Genomic DNA, 24136 nt, shown 5'->3' with positions numbered 1-24136 from the left:
TTTTAGGCCAACCTGCATGCCTGCCTACACGCCCGTCGACATCCCCGTCAATTTGCCTGCCTCGCCCGCACTGGATCATCTGGTGGAGGAGGTAGCCGTCGCCATCAACATCAATGGCATCAACCATGCGGTGATGATGGCGACCCCGGACGATCTCGACGACTTTGCCGTCGGCTTTCTGTTTGGCGAGGGGATCATCCGGCACAACCACGAGGTCCATGACATCCAGATCGCGCCAGCCGAGCAGGGGATGGTGCTGGACATCACCATCGCCAACCGCTCCCTGGCCGCTCTGACCCAGCACAAGCGCCGGCTGACCGGGGCGACCGGTTGCGGCATCTGCGGTGTGGTGGCGGTGGAGCAGGCGTTGCCCGCACTGTCGGTGCTGCCACTGACGCCGCCGCTGGATGGGGCCTTGCTGGCGGGGCTGCGCCCGCAGATCGCCCAGTGGCAGCTCAAGGGTCAGCAGCATGGCGCCCTGCATGCGGCGCTGGCGCTGGATGCCGAGGGCCGGATCCTGCACTGCCGGGAAGATATCGGGCGCCACAATGCCCTCGACAAGCTGATCGGCCTGCTGCTGCGTCAGCACAGTGCGTGCTACACCCTGGTAGTGACCAGCCGCTGCGGCAGCGAGCTGGTGCAAAAAGCCGCCCGCTTCGGCGCCCGTCACCTCATCTGCCTGGCATCGCCCAGCCAGCTGGCGGTCAGGCTGGCCCTCAAATACAACCTCAACGTCGTTCATATTCCCAAATTTGATGCCCCGGTCAGCTATTCGAGCTATCGCCCGGCGGATCCCATCGGAGAGTGCCATGAGTCATATTGAAAAGCCCGCCAAAGCCGGCGGTTTTTCGTCCCTGCAATCCACCATGAAACAGGTGCTGCGCAGCCAGAAGACCCGTCAGAACATCAAGAACCTGTTGCGGGTCAACCAGACCGACGGCTTCGACTGCCCGGGCTGTGCCTGGGGGGACAACGACCACGGTACCTTCCAGTTTTGTGAAAACGGCGCCAAGGCGGTGGCCTGGGAATCCACCGGCAAGACGGTGGGGGCCGAGTTCTTCGCCGCCCACTCAGTGCGCCAGCTGGCCACCCAGAGTGACTACTGGCTCGAGTATCAGGGGCGGCTGACCGAGCCAATGCGCTACAACCCGGCGACCGACCACTACGAGCCGGTAAGCTGGGATGACGCCTTCGCCCTGATTGCCGACACCCTTAAGGGGCTGAATAGCCCGGACGAGGTGGAGTTCTATACCTCGGGGCGTGCCAGCAACGAGGCTTCTTACCTTTATCAGCTGTTTGGCCGCCTGTTTGGTACCAACAACTTCCCCGACTGCTCCAACATGTGCCACGAGGCGAGCGGGGTGGCGCTGATCCAGTCGGTCGGCATCGGCAAGGGGACTGTGGTGCTGGATGACTTCGACCAGGCCGATGCGGTGTTCGTCTATGGTCAGAATCCGGGTACCAACCACCCGCGCATGATGAATGCCCTGCGCCAGGCGGCGCGTGGCGGCTGCAAGATCGTCAGCTTCAACAACTTGAAAGAGGTGGCCCTTGAGCGTTTTGCCAGCCCGCAGAGCCCGCTCGAGCTGCTGACCCCGGCGGCCACCACCATCAGCCACCAGTACCTGACGCCGAAACTGGGGGGCGATATGGCCGCCATTCGCGGCATGGCCAAGTACATCCTGGAAGAGGCGCCAGAGGCGGTGGATCGCGACTTCATCGCCCGCCACACTCGCCACTTTGCCGAGTACGAGGCGCAGGTACGTGCCACCGACTGGGCGGCGATCGAGCAGCAATCCGGCTTGACTCGGGCAGACATCGTGCAGGCCGCCCGGGTCTTTGCCGCCAGCCAGCGCATCATCAGCTGCTGGGCCATGGGGGTGACCCAGCATCTGCACTCGGTCGATACCATCCGTGAAATCGTCAACCTGCACCTGATGCGTGGCCAGATTGGCAAGCCGGGGGCGGGACTCTGTCCGGTACGGGGCCACAGCAACGTGCAGGGCAACCGCACCATGGGGATCAACGAAAAGCCCACCGCTGCCTTTATCGACCGGCTCGAGCGTCACCTGCAAGTGAGCCTGCCACGGGCCCGCGGTCACAATGTTTACGAAGCGCTCAAGGCGCTGGACGAGGGCAATAGCAAGGTGCTCATCTGCCTGGGTGGCAACCTGGCGGCAGCGGCGCCCGATACCGACTTCACCTACGGGGCGATGAAAAAGGCCGAGCTCAACGTGCAGATCAGTACCAAGCTCAACCGCAGCCATCTGCAGGTGGGCAAGGCGGCGCTGATCCTGCCCTGTCTCGGTCGCACCGAGCTCGATATCCAGCGCACTGGCAACCAGAAGATCACAGTGGAGGACACCTTCAGCATGGTGCACGCTTCGACCGGCGCAGCCGAGCCGGTGTCGCCACTCTGCCTCTCCGAGACCGACATAGTCGCGCGGATGGCTCATGCCACCGTGGGCAGCGAGCGGGTCGATTGGCTGGCCCTGCGCGATGACTATGGCCGCATCCGCGATCTCATCGAACAGACCATCGCCGGCTTTGCCGATTTCAATGCCCGCATCCAGCAGCCGTGCGGTTTTCACCTCGATAACTCTGCGGCGCTGCTGACCTGGAATACCGCCAGCGGCCAGGCCGAGTTTCGTGCCAGCACCCTGCCGCAATCGGTGTTGCCGGAGTGTACCCGCCATGCCGAGCAGATGGTGGATCAGCCGGTACTGCTGCTGCAGAGCCTGCGCTCTCACGATCAGTACAACACCACCATCTATGGCATGGATGACCGCTATCGCGGCATCAAGGGCCAGCGCAACGTGGTGTTCATGAACGAGGCGGATGCTCGCCAGCTTGGCTTTGCCGAAGGGGATCGGGTCGACATGGCGGCCATCTGCAACGACGGGCGCGAGCGTAGCGTGACGGGTTTTGTGGTGGTGATCTACGAGATCCCGCGTGGCAACATCGCGGCCTACTATCCGGAAACCAACCCGCTGGTCCCCATCGACAGCATAGGGGCGGGCTCGTTTACGCCGACCTCCAAGTCCATTCCGGTGCTGGTGACTGCTTCCAATCGGCAGGACAATCTGTTGCTGCTATGAACCGAGAGGTTTGCAGGCGTGGGTCGGTTCAAGCTTGCCAGCCCAATGCAGCAGAGCCCGGACATTCTATAAACAACAACGCCGCATATCTTATGCGGCGTTGTTGTTTGCGTGATTGGTGCCGGTAAGAGGAGTCGAACCCCCGACCTTCGCATTACGAATGCGCTGCTCTACCAACTGAGCTATACCGGCGTGTCACTAGATTCCCGAAAACAGCAGGGCAAGTCAATGAGCTGTACTCAGTTTTATGAGTGGGCTCATGGAGTTACGGTCAATGTCAGAGGTCGGCGAACTCCGGAATATGGGCCCGGCCACGGCTTTCGAGAAAATCGAGCAGCGCACGGGGGGAGCGCGCCAGGATCCGCTCTGCTGGGAAGCCGGCCTCGGTCACCAGCCGGTGGCAGTGCTCGAAATCTCCGAGGCTGAAGGCCACGTGGGAGTCGGAACCGAAGGTGAGGTAGGCACCCATGTCCCGCGCCGCCTCGACGATGGCGCGGCAGTTGCCTTCACTGCCCGGGCGGGAGTGGCTGAAGGAGGAGTTGTTGAGCTCCAGCGCCACCCGGTACTCTGCAGCCGCCTTGACCACGGCCTGGATATCGATGGGGAAGGCGGGATTGCCGGGGTGGCTTATCATGTCGACCCGGCCGCTCTTGATGGCGTTGATCATGGCCTGGGTGTGGGTGGCCTGATCGCAAGGGGGAAACACCGGCTCGTGAAAGCCCGCCATGATCATGTCGAGGCGCGACTCGTAGCGCTCAGGGAAGTCTATTTCACCGTCGATGTTCTTGATGTTGGCTTCGATGCCGCGCAGGATGCCGACCCCGTCGACCACCCGTGGCAACACGTGCAGATTGACGAAGTGCCAGAAGTGAGGGGCATCGGCCATGTCGGGGCCATGATCCGTGGTGGCAAACAGCTTGATCCCCTTTGCCTTGGCGATGGGCAGGTAGTCATGGATGGTGCTGTAGGCGTGGGTGCTGGCGACGGTGTGGGTGTGGGTATCGACCGTGTACTTCATCTTATCTTCCCCTCTGGCGTGAGGCGCCAGCATAGCAAAGGCGGCGGGTCGAGACCATGTCGTGGCTTGTCATACTTTGTCACAAATTGGGGTCTGGCTGACAAAGTTTGAACACGCTTGGCGGTCATGATGGCGTCATCGATGAAAGCCTGAACTCGCATCGATGGGTTGGATCAGGATGGTGCAACCTCATTTCCCCGCCGTCGCGCCCTGCGACGGTTTTTTTTTGCCTGTTTGCCAGCGCGCTGCGCGGGTAACGGGCAAAAAAATGCCCAACTAGCATGAAGCAGGTTGGGCGAGACTTAATGTTTAATTGCAGTGGCATAGATATAGAGTCCGATTCGTCCGTGAAGTTCCCGCCTTGTTCCCCATTTTCAACAAAAACATTTCACTAACACCTGTTCACATTCTCTTGACACAAAAGGTTGTGAAACGTACTTTTTAAACATTCGTTTAAGTGAGGTGTCCTGTGAGTAAAATCGATACCAAAAACCGCATTCTCGATGCCGCCGAGGTGTTGTTTGCCGAACGGGGGTTCGCCGATACCTCTTTGCGTCTGATCACCAGCGAGGCCGATGTCAATCTGGCGTCGGTGAACTACCACTTCGGCTCCAAGAAGGAGCTGATCCAGGCGGTGCTCGATCGCTATCTGAGCCTGTTCATGCCCGAGCTGGATGCACGCCTGCATACCCTGATGGCGCAGGAGCAGCTGACCCTGCTGCAGGTGTTCGAGAGCTTCGTCGACCCGCTGATGAAGCTGGTGGCGGTGCGCACCAACGGCCCGGCTATCTTCATGCAGCTGCTGGGGCGTGGCTACATCGACAGCCAGGGCCACCTGCGCCGCTTCATCACTGCCCACTACGGCCCCATTTTGCAACGGATCACCCAGGCCATCTCCAAGGCCAACCCGGCCTTGTCGCCGGCGGATCTGTTCTGGCGGCTGCACTTCACCCTGGGCACCGTCGTGTTCACCATGGCCTCGGCCGATGCGCTGCGCGACATCGCCCAGGCTGACTTCGGCCAGCAGCTCGATGTGGAGGGGCTGGTGCGCAACGTCATTCCTTATCTGGCGTCCGGTGTCGGGGCGCCCGTGGAGTCGACCAGGCTCTCCCTGGCCGTGTAACAACCAACAATAAATCAACGGAAACAGTGAAATAGAAGGAACTTGAGTATGATCACATTGCTTATCCTGCTGGTGCTGGCGATAGCCGTCGTGCTCGGCGTGCCCTCCATCCGTAAAAAGGTGGTCACCCGCCCGGTGTTCGGCATCTTCAAGAAGATATTGCCGCCCTTGTCGGCCACCGAGCGGGAGGCCATGGAAGCCGGCTCCGTCTGGTGGGATGGGGAGCTGTTTCGCGGCAACCCCGACTGGAAAAAACTGCACGGCTACGGTAAAGCCGAGCTGACCGCCGAGGAGCAGGCCTTCATCGACAACCAGGTCGAAACCCTACTCGCCATGGTCGACGACTTCAAGATCGTCAACGAAACCAAAGACCTGCCGGAACCGGTGTGGGACTATCTGAAGAAGGAAGGCTTCTTCTCCCTGATCATCCCGAAATCCTACGGCGGCCGCGAATTCTCGGCGATTGCCAACTCCACCATCGTCACCCGCATCGCCACCAAGAGCCTGAGCGTGGCGGTCACCGTCATGGTGCCGAACTCCCTTGGCCCGGGCGAGCTGCTGATGCACTACGGCACCCAGGCCCAGAAAGATTTCTGGCTGCCGGGGCTGGCCAATGGCAAAGAAGTGCCCTGCTTCGCCCTGACCGGGCCGGAAGCGGGCTCCGATGCAGGCGCCATTCCTGACAAGGGGATCGTCTGCAAGGGGATGCACAAGGGTGAAGAAGTGCTGGGTATTCGCCTCAACTGGAACAAGCGCTACATCACCCTGGCCCCCCGTGCCACCGTGCTGGGGCTGGCGTTCAAACTCTATGACCCGGAAAAACTGCTGGGCGACAAGGAAGAGCTCGGCATCACCTGCGCGCTCATCCCCACCAGCCACCCCGGTGTGCGCGTCGGCGATCGCCACTACCCCATGGGGCTGGCGTTCCTGAACGGTCCGACCTTCGGCAAGGATGTGTTCATTCCGCTCGACTGGATCATCGGCGGCCCGGATTACGCCGGCCGTGGCTGGCGCATGCTGGTGGAGTGCCTCTCCGCCGGTCGCGGCATCTCGCTGCCTGCTCTGGGCACCGCTTGCGGTCACATGGCGAGCCGCACCGTGGGCGCCTACTCCTATGTGCGCAAGCAGTTCGGCATGTCCATCGGCAAGTTTGAAGGTGTGCAAGAGGCGCTGGCCCGCATCGGCGGCCTCACCTATCAACTGGAAGGGGCCCGTCGCATGACTGCAGGTTCCCTGGACCTGGGTCAGGCTCCGGCCATCGTCACCGCGATTTCCAAGTACCACATGACCGAAATGGCGCGCCAGATCATGGATGACTCCATGGATATCCACGCCGGCCGTGCCATCCAGCTGGGCCCGAAAAACTACACCGGCTACGCCTACATGGGCATTCCGGTGGCCATCACGGTGGAAGGGGCCAACATCCTGACCCGCAACCTGATGATCTTCGGGCAGGGTGCCACTCGCTGCCACCCGTACGTGTTTGCCGAGCTGGAAGCGGCGGCCGATACCGACGTGGAGCGCGGTCTCGAGAAGTTTGACGCTCTGCTGATGAAGCACATCGCCTTTGGTGCCGGCAACTTCTTTGGTTCCCTGTTCCAGGGGCTGACCCTGGGCCAGTTCAACGGCTCCCCGGTGAGTGGTGAGACCGCCCGCTACTACAAGCAGCTCTCTCGCATGAGTAAAGGGCTGGCCCTGTGCGCCGACGTCTCCATGTTGATGCTGGGTGGCGATCTCAAGCGCAAGGAGATGATCTCCGCTCGTCTGGGTGACGTGCTGAGCCACCTCTACCTGGCTTCCGCCACCCTCAAGCACTACGAAGATCAGGGCCGCATGGTCTCCGATCTGCCGTTCGTGCAGTACGCGGTGGAGCGCAACCTCTACCTGATTGGCAAGGCGTTCGAGGGCTTCTTCCAGAACTTCCCGAACAAGGTGGTGGGTGCCGTGCTCAAGCGGGTGGTGTTCCCGTTCGGCGTCGGTTACAAGATGCCGGCAGACGATCGCTGCCACGCCATCTGTCTGGCCATGATGAAGCCGGGCGAGTTCCGCGACCGTTTGACCGCTCTCTGCTACGTCGGCAAGGACGAGGCGGACCCGGTTGGTCTGATGGAGCGTGCCTTCCAGGCCATGGTCGCAGTGCAGCCCTACGAGAAGAAACTGGTGCAGGCCCAGAAAGAGGGCAAGCTGCCCCGCAAACTGGCGCTGCCGGAGCTGGTCGCCGCGGCGCTGTCCCAATCCATCCTGAGCAAGGACGAGGCGGACAAGCTGCTGGCCGCCGATGCCCTGCGCTACGAGGCGATCCAGGTGGACAACTTCGCCCCGGGCGAGCTGGAGGGATTATCCCAGCAAAATCCGGTGGTGCACGCCGCCTGAGAGAGCGCTCACTCCTGAACCTGAAACCGGCCATCATGGCCGGTTTTTTTGTTTGTTAGCCCTGCATTTACAACCTCGATTAATTCCAGTTTAATGCAATGGCCCCTCACCCTTGGGGCAGGAAGCAAGGCCAGCGGAATGGCCGACAACAACAAACTCAGGAAGAGTGAATGAATCTCGCCAAAACGGCGATCGAACGCCCCATCTGGGTGGCGGTCTCGATCGTGCTGATTTTTCTGCTGGGCCTGCTCAGCATCCGGGGGCTGCCGATCCAGCTGTTTCCCGACATCGATCGCCCGCACCTCAATATCTCGGTGGACTGGCGCTCGGCCTCGCCCCAGGAGATGGAGTCGGAGATAACCGACCCCATCGAACAGGAGATGCAGGGGGTGCAGGGGCTCAAGAACCTCACCAGCAACAGCTTCCCCGGCTTCACCGAAATCGACCTGGAGTTTGCCCTCGGCACCGACATGCAGCGGGCCCAGCTCGACGTCATCTCCCGCCTGAACCGGGTCTCCGGCCTGCCGGACAAGATTGGCGGCCCCTACGTCAACAACTACAGCAGCAACGACACCCTCACCTTCTTCTTCATCCAGCAGCTGCCCGGTGCCAAGGGGCAGATCGACGATCATCAGGCGCTGATCGACGCGCGGGTCAAGCCGGAGCTGGAGCGCATCCCTGGGGTGTCGACGGTCGACATCGAGGGGATCAACGAGCGCCAGATCCAGATCCGTTTCGACCCTTACCGCGCCGCCGAGCTGGGGGTGGAGATCCCGGTATTGGCCAGTCGGGCCAGCACCGGCTGGGACGTCTCCGCCGGCACCCTCGACATTGGCCGCTGGGAGTACAAGCTGCGCTTTGCCGGTCGCTACGACGTGGCGACCCTGGGGGACAAGGTAGTGGACTGGCGCGACGGCCTGCCCATCTACCTGCGTGATGTGGCGGAAATCAGGCTGGCCCGGGAGGAGAACCCGGTGCTGCGCATCCAGAACGGCAACACCGCCATCGCGGCCCAGATCTTCAAGGAGAGCGGCGCCAACGCCCTGGCGGCGCTGGAAGCGATCAAGCTCAAGGTGGGCGAGCTCAACCGCGAGGTGCTGGAGCCGGTCGGCCTGCACATGGAGCAGTCGTTCGACGCCTCCCTCTACATCAACCGGGCGGTGGGCATGGTGACTGCCAACCTGGGGCTCGGCGTACTGCTCTCCTGCGCCATCCTCTGGGTCTTTCTGCGCCAGCTCAAGGCGACCCTGATGATCGCGATCGCCATTCCCATCAGCATCATGCTCACCTTCTGCCTGCTCAAGGTGCTGGGGCGGACCCTCAACGTCATTTCGCTGGCGGGCATTGCCTTTGCGGTGGGCATGGTGCTCGATGCCGCCATCGTGGTGCTGGAGAGCATCTACCGGCGCCACGAGCGAGGGGATCTGAGCAAGGCGGAGGCGGCGCTGGAAGGCACCAGCCGGGTGTGGACCGCGCTGGTGGCTTCCACCCTGACCACGGTCGCCATCTTCCTGCCGGTGCTGCTGCTCAACGATGTGGAGGGGCAGCTGTTTGCCGATCTTGCGCTCACCATCGCCTGCGCGGTGAGCGTCTCCATGCTGGTGGCGGTGACCGTACTGCCGGCGGTGGCGGCGCGCTGGATGGGACGTGAGCGGCTGATCGATCCCTATGAGGGGCTGTGGCAGGGCACCACCCGACGGGTGATCCGCTGGACCGGCACCTCCCGCCAGCGCTGGACCGTCATCACCCTGATGATGAGCCTGCCGGCGCTGGCCACCTGGGCCCTGTTGCCGAAGATGGACTATCTGCCCGACGTGAAGCGCGATGCGGTGGATGTCTGGATGAACTTCACCCCGGGTTTCAACCTGCAGGCCCAGCGCGAGGAGGTGATCGACACCCTGATCGCCCGCCTCGCCCCTTACATGAAGGGGGAGCGGGAACCGGCCCTCAAGAACTACTACATCCTGCGCTACCCGGGCGGCGCCCAGATCGGGGTGCGGCCGAAAGAGGAGGATCAGATCAAGGTGCTGGAGCAGCTGCTGATGAAGCAGCTGCTGGTGGGGATCCCCGACACCCAGGTGTTTGGCGGCCAGGGTTCGCTGTTCGGCGGCTTTGACAGCGAGAACGGCATCTCCCTGCTGCTGCAGGGGGGCGATCTGGCCGAGCTCTACCAGGCGGCGCGGGCCGCCATGGCCATCGTCAAACAGGATCTGCCGGGTGCCCAGGTGAGGCCGCAGCCGGATCTCGATTTCACCGCCCCCGAGCTGCGGCTGGTGCCGCAGGACAGGCGTCTGGCCGAGGTGGGCTGGGATCGTACCCCCATGCCCGCCATCATCCAGACCTTCGGCGACGGGCTGCGGGTCGGTGAATATTTCGATGGGGAGGAGCGGCTCGACATCATGCTGATGGGGCAGACCTCGGCCAACCCGGACGAGCTCAAGGCGGTGCCGCTGGCGACCCCGTCCGGGCGCATCGTGCCGCTCGGCGAGCTGCTGCGGGTGGAGCACGACATGGGGCCGGCCAGCATCTTTCGGGCCGACGGCCGGCGCAGCATCAGCCTGCAGATCTCGCCCCCGGCGGGGATGAGCATGGAGCAGGTGCTCGATACCCTGCAGAGCAAAAGCTTTGCCGCCATCCGGCCACTGCTGCCCGCCGGCGGCGAGCTGCGGGTCTCCGGCAATGCCGACAGCCTGCAGCAGGCGCTCGGCAACCTGGGGGCCATCTTCCTGTTTGCCGTGATGATCCTGCTGATCCTGTTGTGGGGGGTCTTTGCCTCCCTCAAGGATGCCGTGCTGGTACTGCTGACCCTGCCGCTTGCCACCGTCGGCGGCGTGCTGGCACTGCACCTGAGCGGCCTCCTAGTGCCGCTGCCGATGGATCTGCTGACCATCATCGGCTTCGTCATTCTGCTGGGGTTGGTGGTCAACAACGCCATCCTGCTGGTGCATCAGACCCGCACCGCGGAGCGGGAGGGGATGAGCCGCCAGCTGGCGGTGGCCGATGCCCTGCAAAGCCGGATGCGGCCCATCGCCATGACCAGCCTCACCAGCATCTTCGGCATGCTGCCGCTGATGCTGAGCCCGAGCGAGGGCAGTGAAATCTACCGGGGGCTGGCCACCGTCATCGTCGGCGGCATGAGCTGCAGCACCCTGTTTACCCTGATCCTGTTGCCCGCCTTCCTGCGACTGGGAGAGCGGGTCGAATCACCGCTCGCCCTGCGCCAGCGGGCCTGAGCAAGGAGCTCATCGATGACACACGGTTTTACAAGGATGATAGTGGGCGCGGCGCTGCTGGCGGGTAGCGTGTTCCCCGCGCTGGCGCAGGGCAAGATGGTGACCCTGGCGGACGTGACCCGGGGGGAGGCGGCGGCCAGCATCTGGGTCAGCGGCACGGTGGCGAGCCGCCAGCAGGCGGCGCTCAGCGCCGAGGTGAGCGGCCGGGTGGAGTGGATAGCCGAGTTCGGCAGCCGGGTCAGCAAGGGGGATGAGCTGCTGCGCCTCGACAGTGCGGCGCTGCGGCTCTCGCTGGAGCAGGCCCAGGCCGAGCAGGCCAAGTGGGAAAGCAACGTGCGCTTCGCCCGCGCCGAGTTTGGCCGGCTGGCGACGCTGCACCGCCAGAAGAGCACCTCCCAGAGCCAGTATGACAAGGCGCGCTACGACGTGGAGCAGGCTGAACTGGCCGAGCGGCTGGCGCGGGTACAGGTGCGCCAGATTGAGGAGCAGCTGCGCAGAAGCCACATCTTCGCGCCGTTCGACGGGGTGGTGAACAACCACTTCATCCAGCCGGGGGAGCACGTGGATGCCGGCGAGCAGGCGCTGGAGCTGGTCAACCCCGATCAGCCCGACATCCGGCTGCAGGCCCCCATCGTCTGGGCCGGCCAGCTGGCGCCCCAGACCCGGCTGCGGGTGGAAGGGGAGCAGCTCAGCGGCCACGGGGTCTATTACCAGCGGGCGGCGAGCGCCGATCCCAAGTCGCGCCTCATCGAGCTGCGTCTCAAGCCCGAAGCGGGCCGCTTCATCATCGGCTCGCCGGTGCGGGTGGCACTGCCGCTGGCGGAGCAGCAGACCATGCTGCTGCCGCGCGATGCCCTGGTGCTCAACACCGAGGGGAGCGTGGTCTATCAGGTGGAGCAGCGCGGCGAGGAGCTGACGGTAAACCGGGTGCCGGTGACCGTGCTGTTTGGCGACAGCCGGCAGGTGGCGGTGAGCGGGGCGCTCAAGCAGGGTGACAGGGTGGTGGTGCGTGGCGCCGGCAGCCTGCAGGACGGCGACAAGGTCGAACTGTTTCGCGGCTGAGGCAGCGGTTTCGCCATAAAAAAACGGCTCCCGCGGGAGCCGTTTTTGGTGCCGGTGAAGGGCGATTACTCGACCATCATCACCTTGCAGGTGTTGGTACTGCCGACGGTTTCCATCTTGTCGCCGTGGGTCAGCAACACCATGTCACCGCTTTGCAGCAGCCCCTTGGCCTTGAGCACGTCCAGCGCGTCGCGGCACACCTCGTAGACCGGCTTGGTCTCGTCGCCGTCGAACAGCACAGGGGTGACACCGCGGTAGAGGTTGGTCCAGGCCAGGGTCTTGTTGTGCGGTGACATGGCGAGGATCGGCAGGCCGGAGCTGATGCGGGACATCAGCAGCGGAGTGGTGCCCGATTCGGTCAGCGCCACGATCGCCTTGACCCCTTCCAGGTGGTTGGCTGCATACATGGTAGACATGGCGACGGCTTCTTCCACCGAGGTGAAGGTGTAGCTCATGCGGTGGTTGGAGACGTTCAGGCTCGGGTGCTTCTCGGCACCGACGCAGACGCTGGCCATGGAGGTGACAGTTTCGATGGGGAACTGACCGGCAGCGGTTTCGGCGGAGAGCATCACCGCATCGGTACCGTCCAGCACGGCGTTGGCCACGTCCATCACTTCGGCGCGGGTCGGCAGCGGCGCGTTGATCATCGACTCCATCATCTGGGTGGCGGTGATGACGACGCGGTTCAGGCGACGGGAGTGGCGAATGAGTTTCTTCTGCACGCCGACCAGCTCGGGATCGCCGATTTCGACGCCCAAGTCACCACGCGCCACCATGACGGCATCGGAGCCGAGGATGATGTCTTCCATCGCCTCGTCGGTGGCGACGGTTTCGGCGCGCTCGACCTTGGCCACGATCTTGGCGTTGGAGCCGGCTTCGCGGGCCAGCTCGCGGGCGTAACGCAGGTCATCGCCGCAACGGGGGAAGGAGATGGCCAGGTAGTCCACGTTCATGCGGGCGGCGGTCTTGATGTCTTCCTTGTCCTTCTCGGTCAGGGCCGGGGCGGAGAGACCGCCGCCCTTCTTGTTGATGCCCTTGTTGTTGGAGAGCGGACCGGCCACGGTGACCGTGGTGTGGATGCGGGTGCCTTCGACCTGCTCCACCTTCAGCTGCACGCGACCGTCGTCCAGCAGCAGGATGTCGCCGGCGATTACGTCGCTCGGCAGGCTCTTGTAGTCGATGCCGACCTGCTCCTGGCAGCCTTCACCCTTGCCGAGGGCTGCATCGAGGATGAACTTGTCGCCGACGGCCAGATAGATCTTGCCGTCCTTGAAGGTGGAAACGCGGATCTTGGGGCCCTGCAGGTCGCCCATGATGGCGACGTGACGACCCAGCTTGGCGGCGATGTCACGCACCTGGTTGGCGCGCAGGATGTGGTCTTCAGCAGTGCCGTGGGAGAAGTTCATCCGCACCATGTCGGCGCCGGCACGGATGATCCCCTCGAGGATCCCTTCGCGATCGGTGGCCGGACCGAGTGTGGTTACAATCTTTGTACGTCTTGGCATGAAAGACTCCAGTTTTGAAGTTGATATGACTTGAGATACTGCCCCGTCAAGCGCATGACCCATTGCACCCGCTTGCAAGCCATCTGGGTGGCTTTTGTTACTAAATTACAATACTACACCAAGGAAGGTGGCAGAGACAGCCGGGGGCCGAGGCCCCCGCTGCTTACGAAGAGTGGGGTGTATCAAAGCGGGATTCGCGCAAACCTTCTTTGACTTTCTTCAGGTTTTCGCGAAATTTCATGCCGCGGCGCAGGGTGAAACCGGTCGCCAGCACGTCCACCAGGGCGAGCTGGGCGATGCGCGATGCCATCGGCATGTAGACATCGGTGTCTTCCGGCACGTCCATGGAGAGCACCAGGTTGCACTCGCGCGCCAGCGGGGAGTCCTTGGCGGTCATGCCGATCACGGTGGCGTCGTTCTCGCGGGCCAGCGCGGCAATCTCCACCAGCGCCTTGGTGCGGCCGGTGTGGGAGATGAGCACCACCACGTCCCCTTCGCTGCTGTTGATGCAGCTCATGCGCATCATGACGATGTCATCGAAGCTCACCACCGGGATGTTGAAGCGGAAGAACTTGTTCTGGGCATCGCGGGCGACGGCGGAGGAGGCGCCGAGGCCGAAAAAGCTGATCTTCTTGGACTGGGTCAGAATGTCGACGCAGCGATTGATGGCGGAGATGTCCAGGCTGTTCTTGGCGGCATCGAGGCAGGCCATGGTGGATTCGAAGATCTTGGCGGTATAGGTATCGGGCCCGTCTTCCGCCTCCACGTGGCGGTTCACATAGGGCGTGCCGTTGGCCAGGCTCTGGGCCAGATGCAGTTTGAAATCGGGAAAGCCTTTGGTATCGAGACGGCGGCAGAAACGGTTGACGGTCGGCTCGCTGACGTCAGCCATCTTGGCGAGGGTGGCGATACTGGAGTGGATGGCCGTCTGCGGGGAGGCCAGGATGACCTCGGCGACTTTACGCTCTGATTTACTGAAACTTTCCAAATTATTAGTAATTTTATCAAGGGTATTCATCATCACCACCAGGCGTTTTTGTAATTTAGCTTCAGTGTCTTTGCACTAAATTCATGGCTAAGCAGGTTTCCAATCAACTTGATGACTATACAAGACAAGCTCTTATCGAAACTAATCTCGGCCCTGCAAAGTATGACTCATGTCTAATTATTTCGTTGTTTTGGTTACAAACTTCCAGTCATTCCGTGAAAGCGCTTACAAATGTTGCAAAGCAACAACACTGTGAGCGGGCGCACAGTTGCACCCATCAAACGCGCCGCAAGGGGAGGGGCTCGGGTAGAATTGGCACCAAATAATAAGTGCGGGACGGTAACGGCCGCCCCGACCCCAGTAACGAAGGAGTTGTTTTATGCAGCATACCCATGCGCTGGTCGGCGACGTAGGCGGTACCAATGCCCGGTTGGCCCTGTGCGAGCTGGCAACCGGCACCATTTCCCAGGCCAAGACCTATTCCGGGCTGGCCCATCCCAGTCTGGAAGCCGTGGTTCGCCTCTATCTGGATGAGCACAAGGTGCAGGTGGGCGAAGCCTGCATCGCCATCGCCTGCCCCATCAACGGCGACTGGGTCGCCATGACCAACCACAGCTGGGAGTTTTCCATCAGCGAGATGCAGGCCAATCTGGGCCTGAGCCGGTTGCAGGTGATCAACGATTTTACCGCCGTCTCCATGGCGGTGCCGGTGCTGGACGCGGCTGACTGCATCCAGCTGGGGGGCGCGGCGCCCGTGGCTGGCAAGCCCATCGCCATCTACGGGGCCGGCACCGGCCTTGGGGTCGCCCACCTGGTGCACACCGGCGAGCAGTGGCTGAGTCTGCCAGGCGAGGGTGGCCACGTGGATTTTGCCGCCAACAGCGAAGAAGAGGATGCGGTGCTGCAGGTGATGCGCGCCGAGCTGGGCCACGTCTCGGCCGAGCGGCTGCTCTCCGGCCCCGGCCTCGTCAACATCTACCGTGGTCTGGTGAAATCCGACGGCCGTGAGCCGCAGGCGTTCGAACCCAAGGACATCACCGAGCGCGCGCTGGCGGGCGAGTGCCTGGACTGCCGCCGTACCTTGAGCCTGTTCTGCGTGCTGATGGGCCGCTTTGCCGGCAACCTGGCGCTCAACATGGGCACCTTCGGCGGCGTCTACATCGCCGGTGGCATAGTGCCGCGCTTTCAGGAGTTCTTCATCGGCTCGGGCTTTCGGGTGGCCTTCGAAGACAAGGGGCGTTTCAAATCCTACCTCAAGGATATCCCCGTCTTCCTCATCACCCACGAGGGGCCGGGTCTGCTCGGCGCCGGCGCCTATCTGCGTCAGTCGCTCGGCATCAAGTTATAAGCTGGCTGCTTGCCAGGGGACGGATCGGCCATGGTTCAGCCTTGATTCAGTGACCATGGCGTAGAGTGTCAACACGTACTCAAGAAGGCAGGGCACCATAAGGAGTTGGGACTTGTCTTCATCCGCTGGGTGCGTTTGTCACCTGACAAGCCTGAACTGTTTCACCGGCCCTCGCGGCCGGTTTTTTTATGCCTGCGGTTTGCCGGCTGGATGGAGATGCCGTCCTTTGCGAAAGGATCGACCTGCGCCACAATGCACTGCGCCTGCCGGGTGGCAGGCGCAGTGGGTAGGGATGGGCTCAGGGCAGGTCGAGGGTGAAGCGGGCGCCCCCGAGCGGGGACTCATCCACCATGATCTGGCCGCCGTAGCTGTGCACGATTTCGGTGACCACCGCCAGCCCGATGCCCTGGCCGGGGGAGCTGTCGGCGCGCACCCCGCGCTGGAAGATCTGCTGCGATTTGCCGGGGTCGATGCCGGGGCCGTCGTCCTCGATCTCGATCCGCAGCCGGTCGAGCCGGCGGCTCACCGTCACCTTGATCTCGCTGATGGCGAACTTGAAGGCGTTGTCGAGCAGGTTGCCCATCAGCTCCATCAAGTCCCCCTGTTCGCCGGCGAAGAAGACGTCGTCATCGAACTTGAAGCGGGTCTGCAGCTTCTTGTGGCGATAGACCTTGGCGAGGCTGGCCAGCAGCTTCTCGATGAGGGGCACTGGCTCGGTGCCCTTGCTGGCGAGGCGCTTGCGGCCGGTGACGGCGCGGCGCAGCTGGTACTGGATGATCTGATCCATGGTCAGGATCTGCTCATTGATGTTGTCGTGGATGTCGCGCCCCAGCTTGACCTCCTGCGCCGTCATCTGGATCAGCGCCAGCCTGGTTTTCAGGCTGTGGGCCAGATCGTTGAGGGCGTGCTGGTAGCGCTGGGTCTGCTGGCGTTCGTTCTCCAGCAGCTGGTTGACCGACTCGGTCAGCGGCGTCAGTTCCCGCTCATAGTCGTTGGAGAGGGCCTCCCGCTTGCCGGCCCGGATCTCGTCCATCTGGCGCGCCATGGTGCGCAGGGAGCCCAGGCTCCAGAAACTGGTGAGCAGCAGCAAGGCGCCGAGCAGGGAGTAGGCGAGCAGGGCCTGGCGGATGCACTGGTAGAGGTAATCGCGGGTCTGGGCCAGGTAGCGCTTGGCCGAATCGACCATCACCACGTAATAGGTGGTGGGGCCATCGCCGTGGTTTCGCAGAAAACGCAGGCTGTAGATGAAGTAGCTCTCGCCGTTCTTGATGGTGTGACGTTTGAAGAAGTAGTCCTGATCCAGCCCGCCCAGATACTTCATCAGATCCTGACAGATAGTGTCCCTGGCCTGGATCACCTCCGGCATGTGCATGCTGGACCAGCTCAGCTGGCCGTCGGCCCGGCAGATCAGGGTATCCAGATTGGGGTCGACGGCATCCGGGGTGATCCGGCCCAGATCCGTGGTGGCATGGGCATCCGGCAGCTTGGAGGAGAACAGCTTGGAGAGGTTCTCCTGCATGCGGGTGCTGGCCTTCTGGGCCTGTTCCTCGGTGTGACCCAGATAGAGGATGTAGACCGAGAAGGCCATGATGAGCGCGATGACCAGCATGGCGCTCAGCATCAGTTTGATGTGCAGCGAGCGGCGGATGAAGCGCATGGGGCGCAGCAGACGAACGTCCATCAGTTGCACGACAGGTTGAAGATGTAACCCTGGCGGCGGATGGTGGAGATGGGCTGGATGGTCCCCTCCGGATCCAGCTTCTTGCGCAGCCGGCTCACCATCACCTCGATGGTGTTGGGGTCCCCCTCGCCGTCGCCGTAGAGCTGGTCCAGCAGCTGCTGCTTGGAGACCACCTGACGGGCGTTGCGCATCAGGTATTCGAGGATCAGGTATTCAAAGCTGGTGAGCACCACCGGGGTGCCGGCGATGGTCAGCTCCTTGCGGGAGAGATCCAGCTCGTAGTCGCCGGCCTTGACCCTGGGGGAGATGAAGCCGGCACTGCGGCGCACCAGGGCGTTGAGGCGGGCCAGCAGCTCGTCCTTCTGGAACGGCTTGACCAGGTAGTCGTCCGCCCCGGCTTCCAGCCCCTCCACCTTGTCCTGCCAGTTGCCGCGCGCGGTCAATACGATGATGGGAAAGGGGATCTGCTGCTCGCGCAGCTGGCGGATGAGCTGCAGGCCGTCCATGTCGGGCAGGCCCAGATCGATGATGGCCACGTCGATGGGATAGTCGGCGGCGTAATGCAGTGCCACCTGGGCACTATCGGTGCTGTGTACCTGATTCTGGGCTTCGGTCAGCAGGGTGCTGAGGTGGTGATTGAGCAGCTTGTCGTCTTCGACCAACAATATTTTCATAAGGTGCGCGATCATGGGGATCCAGGCTGTCAATTAGAGGGCTTATGACGGGGAGAGTCAATCCGGATCCTAACAGCCCTGGCTGTATCGGGACTGAATCAGCCCGCCATTACTCACCACCCCATCATTAGCCACTCCCTAGCCTGTGTGAGCCAGGGCCTGACTCGCCTCAGCACCGGTCTGTTGACGCCACAGCCTGGCATAGAGCCCCTCGCGGGCCAGCAGTTCATCATGGCTGCCCGACTCCACTATTTGCCCTGCCTCCATCACCAGGATGCGGTCCGCCTCGCGCAGGGTATTGAGGCGATGGGCGATGCTGATGAGGGTGCGGCCGCGGCGGATAGCCGCCATGTTGGCCATGATGGCCGCTTCCGACTCATAGTCGAGGGCCGAGGTGGCCTCGTCGAGCAGCAGGATCCTGGGGTTGACCAGCAGGGCGCGGGCCAGGGCGATGCGTTGGCGCTGCCCGCCCGACAAGCGGGCGCCTTTCTCTCCCACCTGTTGCTCGAAGCCCTGGGGCAGCTCGCGAATGAAGGCGAGGGCACCGGCCAGCTGCGCCGCCTGCTCCAGCTCGGCCTGGCTGGCATCGGGGCGGCAGATGCGGATGTTGTCGGCGATGGTGCCGGAGAAGAGCACGCTCTCCTGCAGCACCACGCTCATGTTGCGGCGCAGGGAGACGGGGTCGGCGATGGCGAGATCCATGTTGTCCACCAGCACCTGACCGTGCTGGGGCACATAGAGCCGCTGCAGCAAACGGGTCAGGGTGCTCTTGCCGCAGCCGGACGGCCCCGTGATGCCGATGAACTGCCCCGGCTCAATGGTGAGGGAGAGGTTGGCCAGCACCTCAGGGGCATCCGGCTGGTAACGAAAGCGGATGTGGCGAAACTCGATGGCACCCTGGAGGGCGGGCACGGAGGCGAGCCCGTTGTTGCCATGCTCCGGCGTCTCGTCGAGGATGTCGCCGACCCGGCGCAGGGCGATCAGGGTGTGCTGAAAATCCTGCCACACCTGGGCCAGGCGCAGCACCGGCTGGGTGACGTGGCCGGCCAGCATGTTGAAGGCGACCAGTTCCCCCGGGCTCATGCGACCGTTCAGTACCTCGCCGACCCCGAGCCAGAGCAGCAGGGCGGCGGTGATCTTTTGCACCAGGTCGATGCCCTGGCCGGCCGCCAGCCCCACCTTCTTGGCCTGAAAGCCCCGTCTGAGCTGGCGTGCCAGCAGGCGCTGCCACTCCTGGTAGAAGCGGCGTTCGGTGGCCGTGGTCTTGATGGTTTCGATGCCGGTGACCGCCTCGGTCAGAAAGCTGGTGGCATCGGCATCCGCCTGATACTCCGCCTCGACCTTTCTGCGCACCAGCGGCCCTATCAGCAGCCAGAGCAGGAAGTAGATCAGCAGCGAGCCGAGCACGCAGGCGGTCAGGCGCGGGGCGTAGTGAAACATGACCCCGACGAACAGCAGGATGAACAGCAGATCCAGCACCAGCATCAGGGTCGAGCCGGTGAGGAACTGGCGGATCTGGGCCATCTCCTTGACCCGGGCGATGATCTGGCCGGTCTGGCGGGCCTTGAAATAGCCGATGGGCAGGCCGACCAGGTGGCGATAGAGCTTGCCGGAGAGCTCGGCATTGACCTGGTTGGCCAGGTGACCGAACACCTGGCCGCGCAGAAAGCCGTAGAGCGGCTCGGCGCAGGCCAGCGCCACCATGGCCAGGGCCAGCACGTGCAGACTGCCGAGGCTGCGCCCCACCAGCACCTTGTCGATGATGTTCTCGAACAGCAGCGGGCTGGCGAGGGCGATGAGCTGCAGCAAGATGGCGAAACAGAAGACGTCCCTCAGCTGTTTCTGCTGGCGCAGCACCGCCGGGCTGAACCAGCCCAGCCCGAATTTGACCTCGGCCGGGGTGAGATCCTGCTGGGCCAGCAACAAAAAGTGCCACTGCGCCGCCTCGGCCTGGCTCGGCAGCGGTTGCAGCCCGCTGCTGCCGCTGGCGGGATCAAACAGCAGCCAGCCCTCTGGCGTGATGGCGGTGATGGTGTACCAGCGGCCATCCCGCTTGAGCAAGGCCGGCAGCGGCAGCGCCGCGAGCGGGCAGCCAGGCCCCTGCGACAGGGCGCTGCGCAGGCCAAGACGGGCGGCGGCTTCCCGCACCGTCAGATCGGGCGGTGCCAGATCGCACCCCAGGGCGTGGGCCAGCTGCTCGGCATCGGCCGTCAGCATCAGCTGATGGGCCGCCTGGGTGAGGGCGGCGAGGGCGCCATTGGCGACAGGGCCGTTGTCGGCGGAGTGGGTCTGCTGCATCGTCATCGCTCCCGCAGCGCCTCGGCCTGATACTCGCGAATGGGGCTCAGCAGATAGTCGATGACCCGGCGCCGGTCGGTCTTGATCTCCGCCACCACCGACATGCCGGGGGTGAGCTTGACGGGCTGCTGGTCGATCAGCATCTCGCCCTGGCTCAGCTTGACCCTGGCGGCAAAGACCAGCCCCAGCTGCTCATCGGCGGTGGCGTCGCGCGACACGCTCACCAGCTCGCCATCTATGGTGCCGTAGCGGGTGTAGGGGAAGGCATCCACCTTGATGCTCACCGCCTGCCCCTCGTGCACGAAGCCGATGTCCTTGTTGAGGATCTTCACCTCGGCGAGCTGCACCCCCTCGTTGGGTACGATCACCAGCAGCTGCTGGGCCGGCTGCACCACGGCGCCCTGGGTGTGAATGGCCAGCTGCTGCACCGTGCCGGCCACCGGGGCGCGGATCACCTCCAGATGTTCCCGCTCGCGCAGTTTGGCGAGCTCCTGCTCGATGGCGGTCAGCTGCAGCCTGGCCTGCTGGCGTTTCTCGATCCACTCCCGCTGCTTTTGTGCCTTGAAGCCGGCCAGCCGCTCCTGCAGGCTCTGCTGCTGGGATTGCAGCACCTCGAGCTCCGCCCGCTGCTGGGCGAGCTGGCGCTGGGTTTCCAGCAGCTCTTTTTCCTGCTCCAGATACTCCACCCGGGAGATGGCATGGGACTGGCTCAGGGTCTGACGGGCCTGCAGGCGGGGACGGATGTTGGCCAGCAGGGTGGTGAGAGAAGCCATGTCGCCCCGCCTGGCGGCCTGGTTGGCCTGGTTGACCCCGAGCTCGGCCTGCAGGTTGCCGAGGGTGCTGTGAAATTCGTGCAGCTCGCTCTGGTAGTTCTCCACCAGCGCCTGCTGCTGCTCCGGCGTGAGCCTGACATAGTCCGGATGCTGGTCGGGGGCCTGATCACGGTAGAGCGACTGGTAGCGGATCAACGTCTGGTACTGGAACGCCTGCTGCTGGCGCAAGCGGCTCAGATCCTGACTGACCCCCAGGGTATTGAGGGTCAGCAGCGGCGCATCGGCGGCAACCGCCTGACCATCTTCCACGTGGATGTTCACCACTCTGGCCTGCTCGTAGGACTGGATCATCTGGCTGCGGCCAAGCACCAGCAGGCGGCCACTGGCGGTGGCCTGGATGTCGAGCTCGCCCCAGCAGGCCCACAGCAGGGTCAGCAGCACGCCGGTGCTGAGGGTCAGCGCCGTGATGCGGGCAAAGGGAGAGGGGGGCGTCTCGGCCAGCGCCAGGTGGGCCGGCAGAAAGCCATAGTGGGTATCCGCCTGCCGGGGTGGGCGGGGTTGGCGCAAGCGGGCCAGCCAGGTACGCAGATTCATGGGGTCTCCTCGTGCAAGTCCTGCTGCAGTCGCCACAGCCGGGCGTAGTGCTCCCCTCGCGCCAGCAGGCTGGCGTGGTCGCCCTGCTCGACGATCTTGCCGCGCTGCAGGACTATGATGCGGTCGCACTGGCGCACGGTGGAGAGACGGTGGGCGATGGTGATGACGGTACGGCCACAGGCGATCTGGCGCATGTTGCGCTGGATCAGCGCCTGGGATTCATCGTCGAGGGCACTGGTGGCCTCGTCGAAGATGAGGATCCTGGGGTCGGCCAGCAGGGTGCGGGCGATGGCGATGCGTTGGCGCTGGCCGCCGGAGAGCGAGCTGCCCCCCTCCGCCAGCACGGTGTCATAGCCAAGGGGCAGCCGCAGAATGAAGTCGTGGGCGCCGGCCAGGGTGGCAGCCCGGATGATCTGATCCAGGCTGGCATGGGGCATCGACTGGGCGATGTTGTCCCGTACCGATTTGTTGAACAGGTGGTTCTCCTGCAGCACCACGCCCATCTGTTGACGCAGGTGGTGGAGGGGAAGCTGGCGGATGGGCTGGCCGTCGATGAAGATCTCGCCCTGCTCGGGTTGGTAGAGGCGCAGCAGCAGTCTGGCCAGGGTGCTCTTGCCCGAGCCTGAGCCGCCGACCACCCCGAGCGTTTCGCCGGGCGCTATGGTCAGGGAGAGATCATCGATGATGAGGGGGGCGTCCGGCTGATAGCGAAACCGCACCCGCTCCAGCAAAATGGCACCGGCACTCACCTGACCCGCACCGTCACGCTGGTGCTCGGGGGGCAGGTTGAGCATGTCACCCAATTTGTCCACCGCGATCCGGGTCTGGATGAACTGGCCCCACAGCTCGACCAGCCGTGACAGGGGCTGGGCCACGTGGCCGGCCATCATGTTGAAGGCGATGAGCTGGCCGATGGTGAGCTGCAGGCTGATCACCTCGCTCGCGCCGAGCCAGAGCACGCCAGCGCTCACCAGCTTTTGCAGCCACATGACGCCGTGCTGGGAGGTGTTGTTGAGCTGTTGAACCCGGTAACCGGCGGTCACCATCTGGCTGGTCTGCTCATCCCAGCGCCGCACGAAGCGCGGTTCCAGCGCCAGGCTCTTGAGGGTCTCGGCGCCGGCGACCGTCTCGTTCAAGAAGGCGGTGTTGGCGGCGGCGTGGCCGAACTGCTGTTCGACCGCCTGCTGCATGCGCGGCGTGATCCACCAGGCGATCAGTACATAGGCGGGGATGGAGAGCAGGATCACCAGGGTCAGCATGCCGGAGAGGCTGGCCATGACCGCCAGGAAGACGAACATGAACAGCACGTCCACCGTCAGGGTGAACATGGTGCCGGTCAGGAACTCGCGGATGGTATTGAGCTCCTGTACCCGGGTCACGATGGCCCCCACCTGGCGGCTCTTGAAATAGAGCAGGGGCAGGGCAAACAGGTGCTGCACCATGCGCAGGCCGAGCTGGATGTCGATCCGGTTGGCGGTGTGGGCGTACTGGTACTCCCGCAATCCGCGCAGACAGACCTCCACCAGGGCGGTGATCAGCAGCCCGAACACCAGCACATCCAGCGTCGACCAGGCCTGATGCACCAGCACCTTGTCCATGACGACCTGAAAAAAGAGCGGGGAGATGAGAGCCAGGAGCTGCAAGACCAGCGAAAAGAGCAATATCTCCCCCAGCAGCCGTTTTTGCTGCAGGAAGGCCGGGATGAACCAGCGGATGTCAAAGCGGCTCTGCTGTCTGCGTACTTGATAGACTCGTCCGTTCCAGCGAGTCAGCAGCGCCTGCTGGTCGATGACCTGCGGGTTGCCGACGGCGGGGTCCAGGATCAGGGCCTGCTCCCCCTGCCGCTGGGCCAGGACGCAGGGGTTGCCGTTGTCACTGAGCAGGACCAGGGGGAGCGTCTGTTTGGCGAGTTTGCGGGGAGCAATGTGACGTTGGCGGATCCGGCTGTCGGTCTGCTGCTGCAGCCTGTCGACAATAATATCAAAGGGTTCGTCTGGCGTGATATCTATATCTTTAGGGGGACAGCCCAATAATCCGGTAATAATCTTCAAGCATGCCAAAACAGACTCGTCATGCGCAGTCATAATATACCCCGTTGCCGCGTTTAAACCCCTCCTGTTTATATGGGGCAAGGTGACCTGTTACAGGTAGGGCGCGCATACTAACGAGCCGATAATTATCTGTCAAATATTATGTGAGCTGACAAGATCAATAATAAATTCACTGAGTAAATATATCTAAAGGTAATCTCAAGTGTGGCCTCATTATTAACCTTAATGAGTTTGTTGATATTTATTTTGACGTAATTACTCTATTTTTGAATCATTGTTTAATTGAATCAAATAATATTTTCAAATATGGTAAATAT

15 protein-coding genes and 1 tRNA gene are annotated in these 24136 nt (G+C 63.1%); 7 read left to right on the top strand and 9 right to left on the bottom strand.

Going from position 1 to position 24136, the window contains the following annotated elements; translation table 11 throughout:
• Positions 1–16 precede the first annotated feature (16 nt).
• Complete coding sequence (gene fdhD / locus OKC44_RS02355; RefSeq protein ID WP_270810807.1) at positions 17–823, top strand: formate dehydrogenase accessory sulfurtransferase FdhD; 807 nt, start codon at positions 17–19, stop codon at positions 821–823.
• A complete protein-coding gene (locus OKC44_RS02350) occupies positions 810–3098 on the top strand; it encodes an FdhF/YdeP family oxidoreductase (protein ID WP_270810805.1) in 2289 nt (762 codons plus the stop codon). The genes fdhD and OKC44_RS02350 overlap by 14 nt, the downstream gene beginning before the upstream one ends.
• 116 nt (positions 3099–3214) lie before the next feature.
• Here the strand turns inward: OKC44_RS02350 and OKC44_RS02345 are convergent.
• Both OKC44_RS02345 and OKC44_RS02340 read right to left on the bottom strand, forming a co-directional pair.
• A tRNA-Thr gene (locus tag OKC44_RS02345) sits at positions 3215–3290 on the bottom strand.
• An 85-nt stretch (positions 3291–3375) separates the two neighbouring features.
• Positions 3376–4116, bottom strand: a complete 741-nt coding sequence (locus OKC44_RS02340) for a phosphatase (protein WP_011705251.1) — start codon at positions 4114–4116, stop codon at positions 3376–3378.
• 469 nt (positions 4117–4585) lie between these two features.
• On the opposite strand from OKC44_RS02340, the gene OKC44_RS02335 reads away from it, so the two are divergent.
• The 4 genes from OKC44_RS02335 to OKC44_RS02320 all read left to right on the top strand — a co-directional run bounded on the left by OKC44_RS02335 (position 4586) and on the right by OKC44_RS02320 (position 11907).
• Positions 4586–5239, top strand: a complete 654-nt coding sequence (locus tag OKC44_RS02335) for a TetR/AcrR family transcriptional regulator (protein WP_011705252.1) — start codon at positions 4586–4588, stop codon at positions 5237–5239.
• 48 nt (positions 5240–5287) lie between these two features.
• Entirely contained in the window at positions 5288–7612 is a 2325-nt protein-coding gene (locus OKC44_RS02330; RefSeq protein WP_270810803.1) for an acyl-CoA dehydrogenase, read from the top strand.
• 170 nt (positions 7613–7782) lie between these two features.
• Complete coding sequence (locus OKC44_RS02325) at positions 7783–10845, top strand: efflux RND transporter permease subunit (RefSeq protein WP_270810802.1); 3063 nt, start codon at positions 7783–7785, stop codon at positions 10843–10845.
• A gap of 15 nt (positions 10846–10860) precedes the next feature.
• Entirely contained in the window at positions 10861–11907 is a 1047-nt protein-coding gene (locus OKC44_RS02320; RefSeq protein WP_270810800.1) for an efflux RND transporter periplasmic adaptor subunit, read from the top strand.
• A gap of 65 nt (positions 11908–11972) precedes the next feature.
• Here the strand turns inward: OKC44_RS02320 and pyk are convergent, their stop codons facing one another.
• Positions 11973–13412: a pyruvate kinase gene (pyk, locus tag OKC44_RS02315; RefSeq protein ID WP_270810798.1), complete on the bottom strand. Its 1440-nt coding sequence runs from the start codon at positions 13410–13412 to the stop codon at positions 11973–11975.
• 163 nt (positions 13413–13575) lie between these two features.
• The gene (locus OKC44_RS02310) at positions 13576–14430 is read right to left on the bottom strand and encodes a MurR/RpiR family transcriptional regulator (protein WP_005298732.1); all 855 of its coding nucleotides are present in this window, start codon (positions 14428–14430) and stop codon (positions 13576–13578) included.
• A 349-nt stretch (positions 14431–14779) separates the two neighbouring features.
• On the opposite strand from OKC44_RS02310, the gene glk reads away from it, so the two are divergent.
• Positions 14780–15748 (top strand): glucokinase, encoded by a 969-nt coding sequence (glk, locus tag OKC44_RS02305; RefSeq protein ID WP_011705258.1) that lies wholly within the window; start codon positions 14780–14782, stop codon positions 15746–15748.
• A gap of 298 nt (positions 15749–16046) precedes the next feature.
• On the opposite strand, the gene OKC44_RS02300 is transcribed toward glk, so the two are convergent.
• The 5 genes from OKC44_RS02300 to OKC44_RS02280 form a co-directional block, all read right to left on the bottom strand.
• Complete coding sequence (locus OKC44_RS02300; RefSeq protein ID WP_016350039.1) at positions 16047–17429, bottom strand: ATP-binding protein; 1383 nt, start codon at positions 17427–17429, stop codon at positions 16047–16049.
• Positions 17429–18103 (bottom strand): response regulator, encoded by a 675-nt coding sequence (locus OKC44_RS02295; RefSeq protein WP_016350040.1) that lies wholly within the window; start codon positions 18101–18103, stop codon positions 17429–17431. Before OKC44_RS02295 ends, OKC44_RS02300 begins: the two co-directional genes overlap by 1 nt.
• A gap of 138 nt (positions 18104–18241) precedes the next feature.
• The gene (locus OKC44_RS02290; RefSeq protein WP_270810796.1) at positions 18242–20401 is read right to left on the bottom strand and encodes a type I secretion system permease/ATPase; all 2160 of its coding nucleotides are present in this window, start codon (positions 20399–20401) and stop codon (positions 18242–18244) included.
• 2 nt (positions 20402–20403) lie between these two features.
• Complete coding sequence (locus OKC44_RS02285) at positions 20404–21768, bottom strand: HlyD family type I secretion periplasmic adaptor subunit (RefSeq protein WP_270810793.1); 1365 nt, start codon at positions 21766–21768, stop codon at positions 20404–20406.
• Positions 21765–23828: a peptidase domain-containing ABC transporter gene (locus tag OKC44_RS02280; protein ID WP_270810791.1), complete on the bottom strand. Its 2064-nt coding sequence runs from the start codon at positions 23826–23828 to the stop codon at positions 21765–21767. The genes OKC44_RS02285 and OKC44_RS02280 overlap by 4 nt, the downstream gene beginning before the upstream one ends.
• Positions 23829–24136: the final 308 nt, after the last annotated feature.

The sequence above is a fragment of the Aeromonas sp. S41-2 genome, from assembly GCF_027705845.1.
Taxonomy (GTDB): domain Bacteria; phylum Pseudomonadota; class Gammaproteobacteria; order Enterobacterales; family Aeromonadaceae; genus Aeromonas; species Aeromonas hydrophila.
The sequence above is the reverse complement of the archived record's forward strand: the minus strand, read 5'-3'. Positions and strand labels throughout refer to the sequence as shown.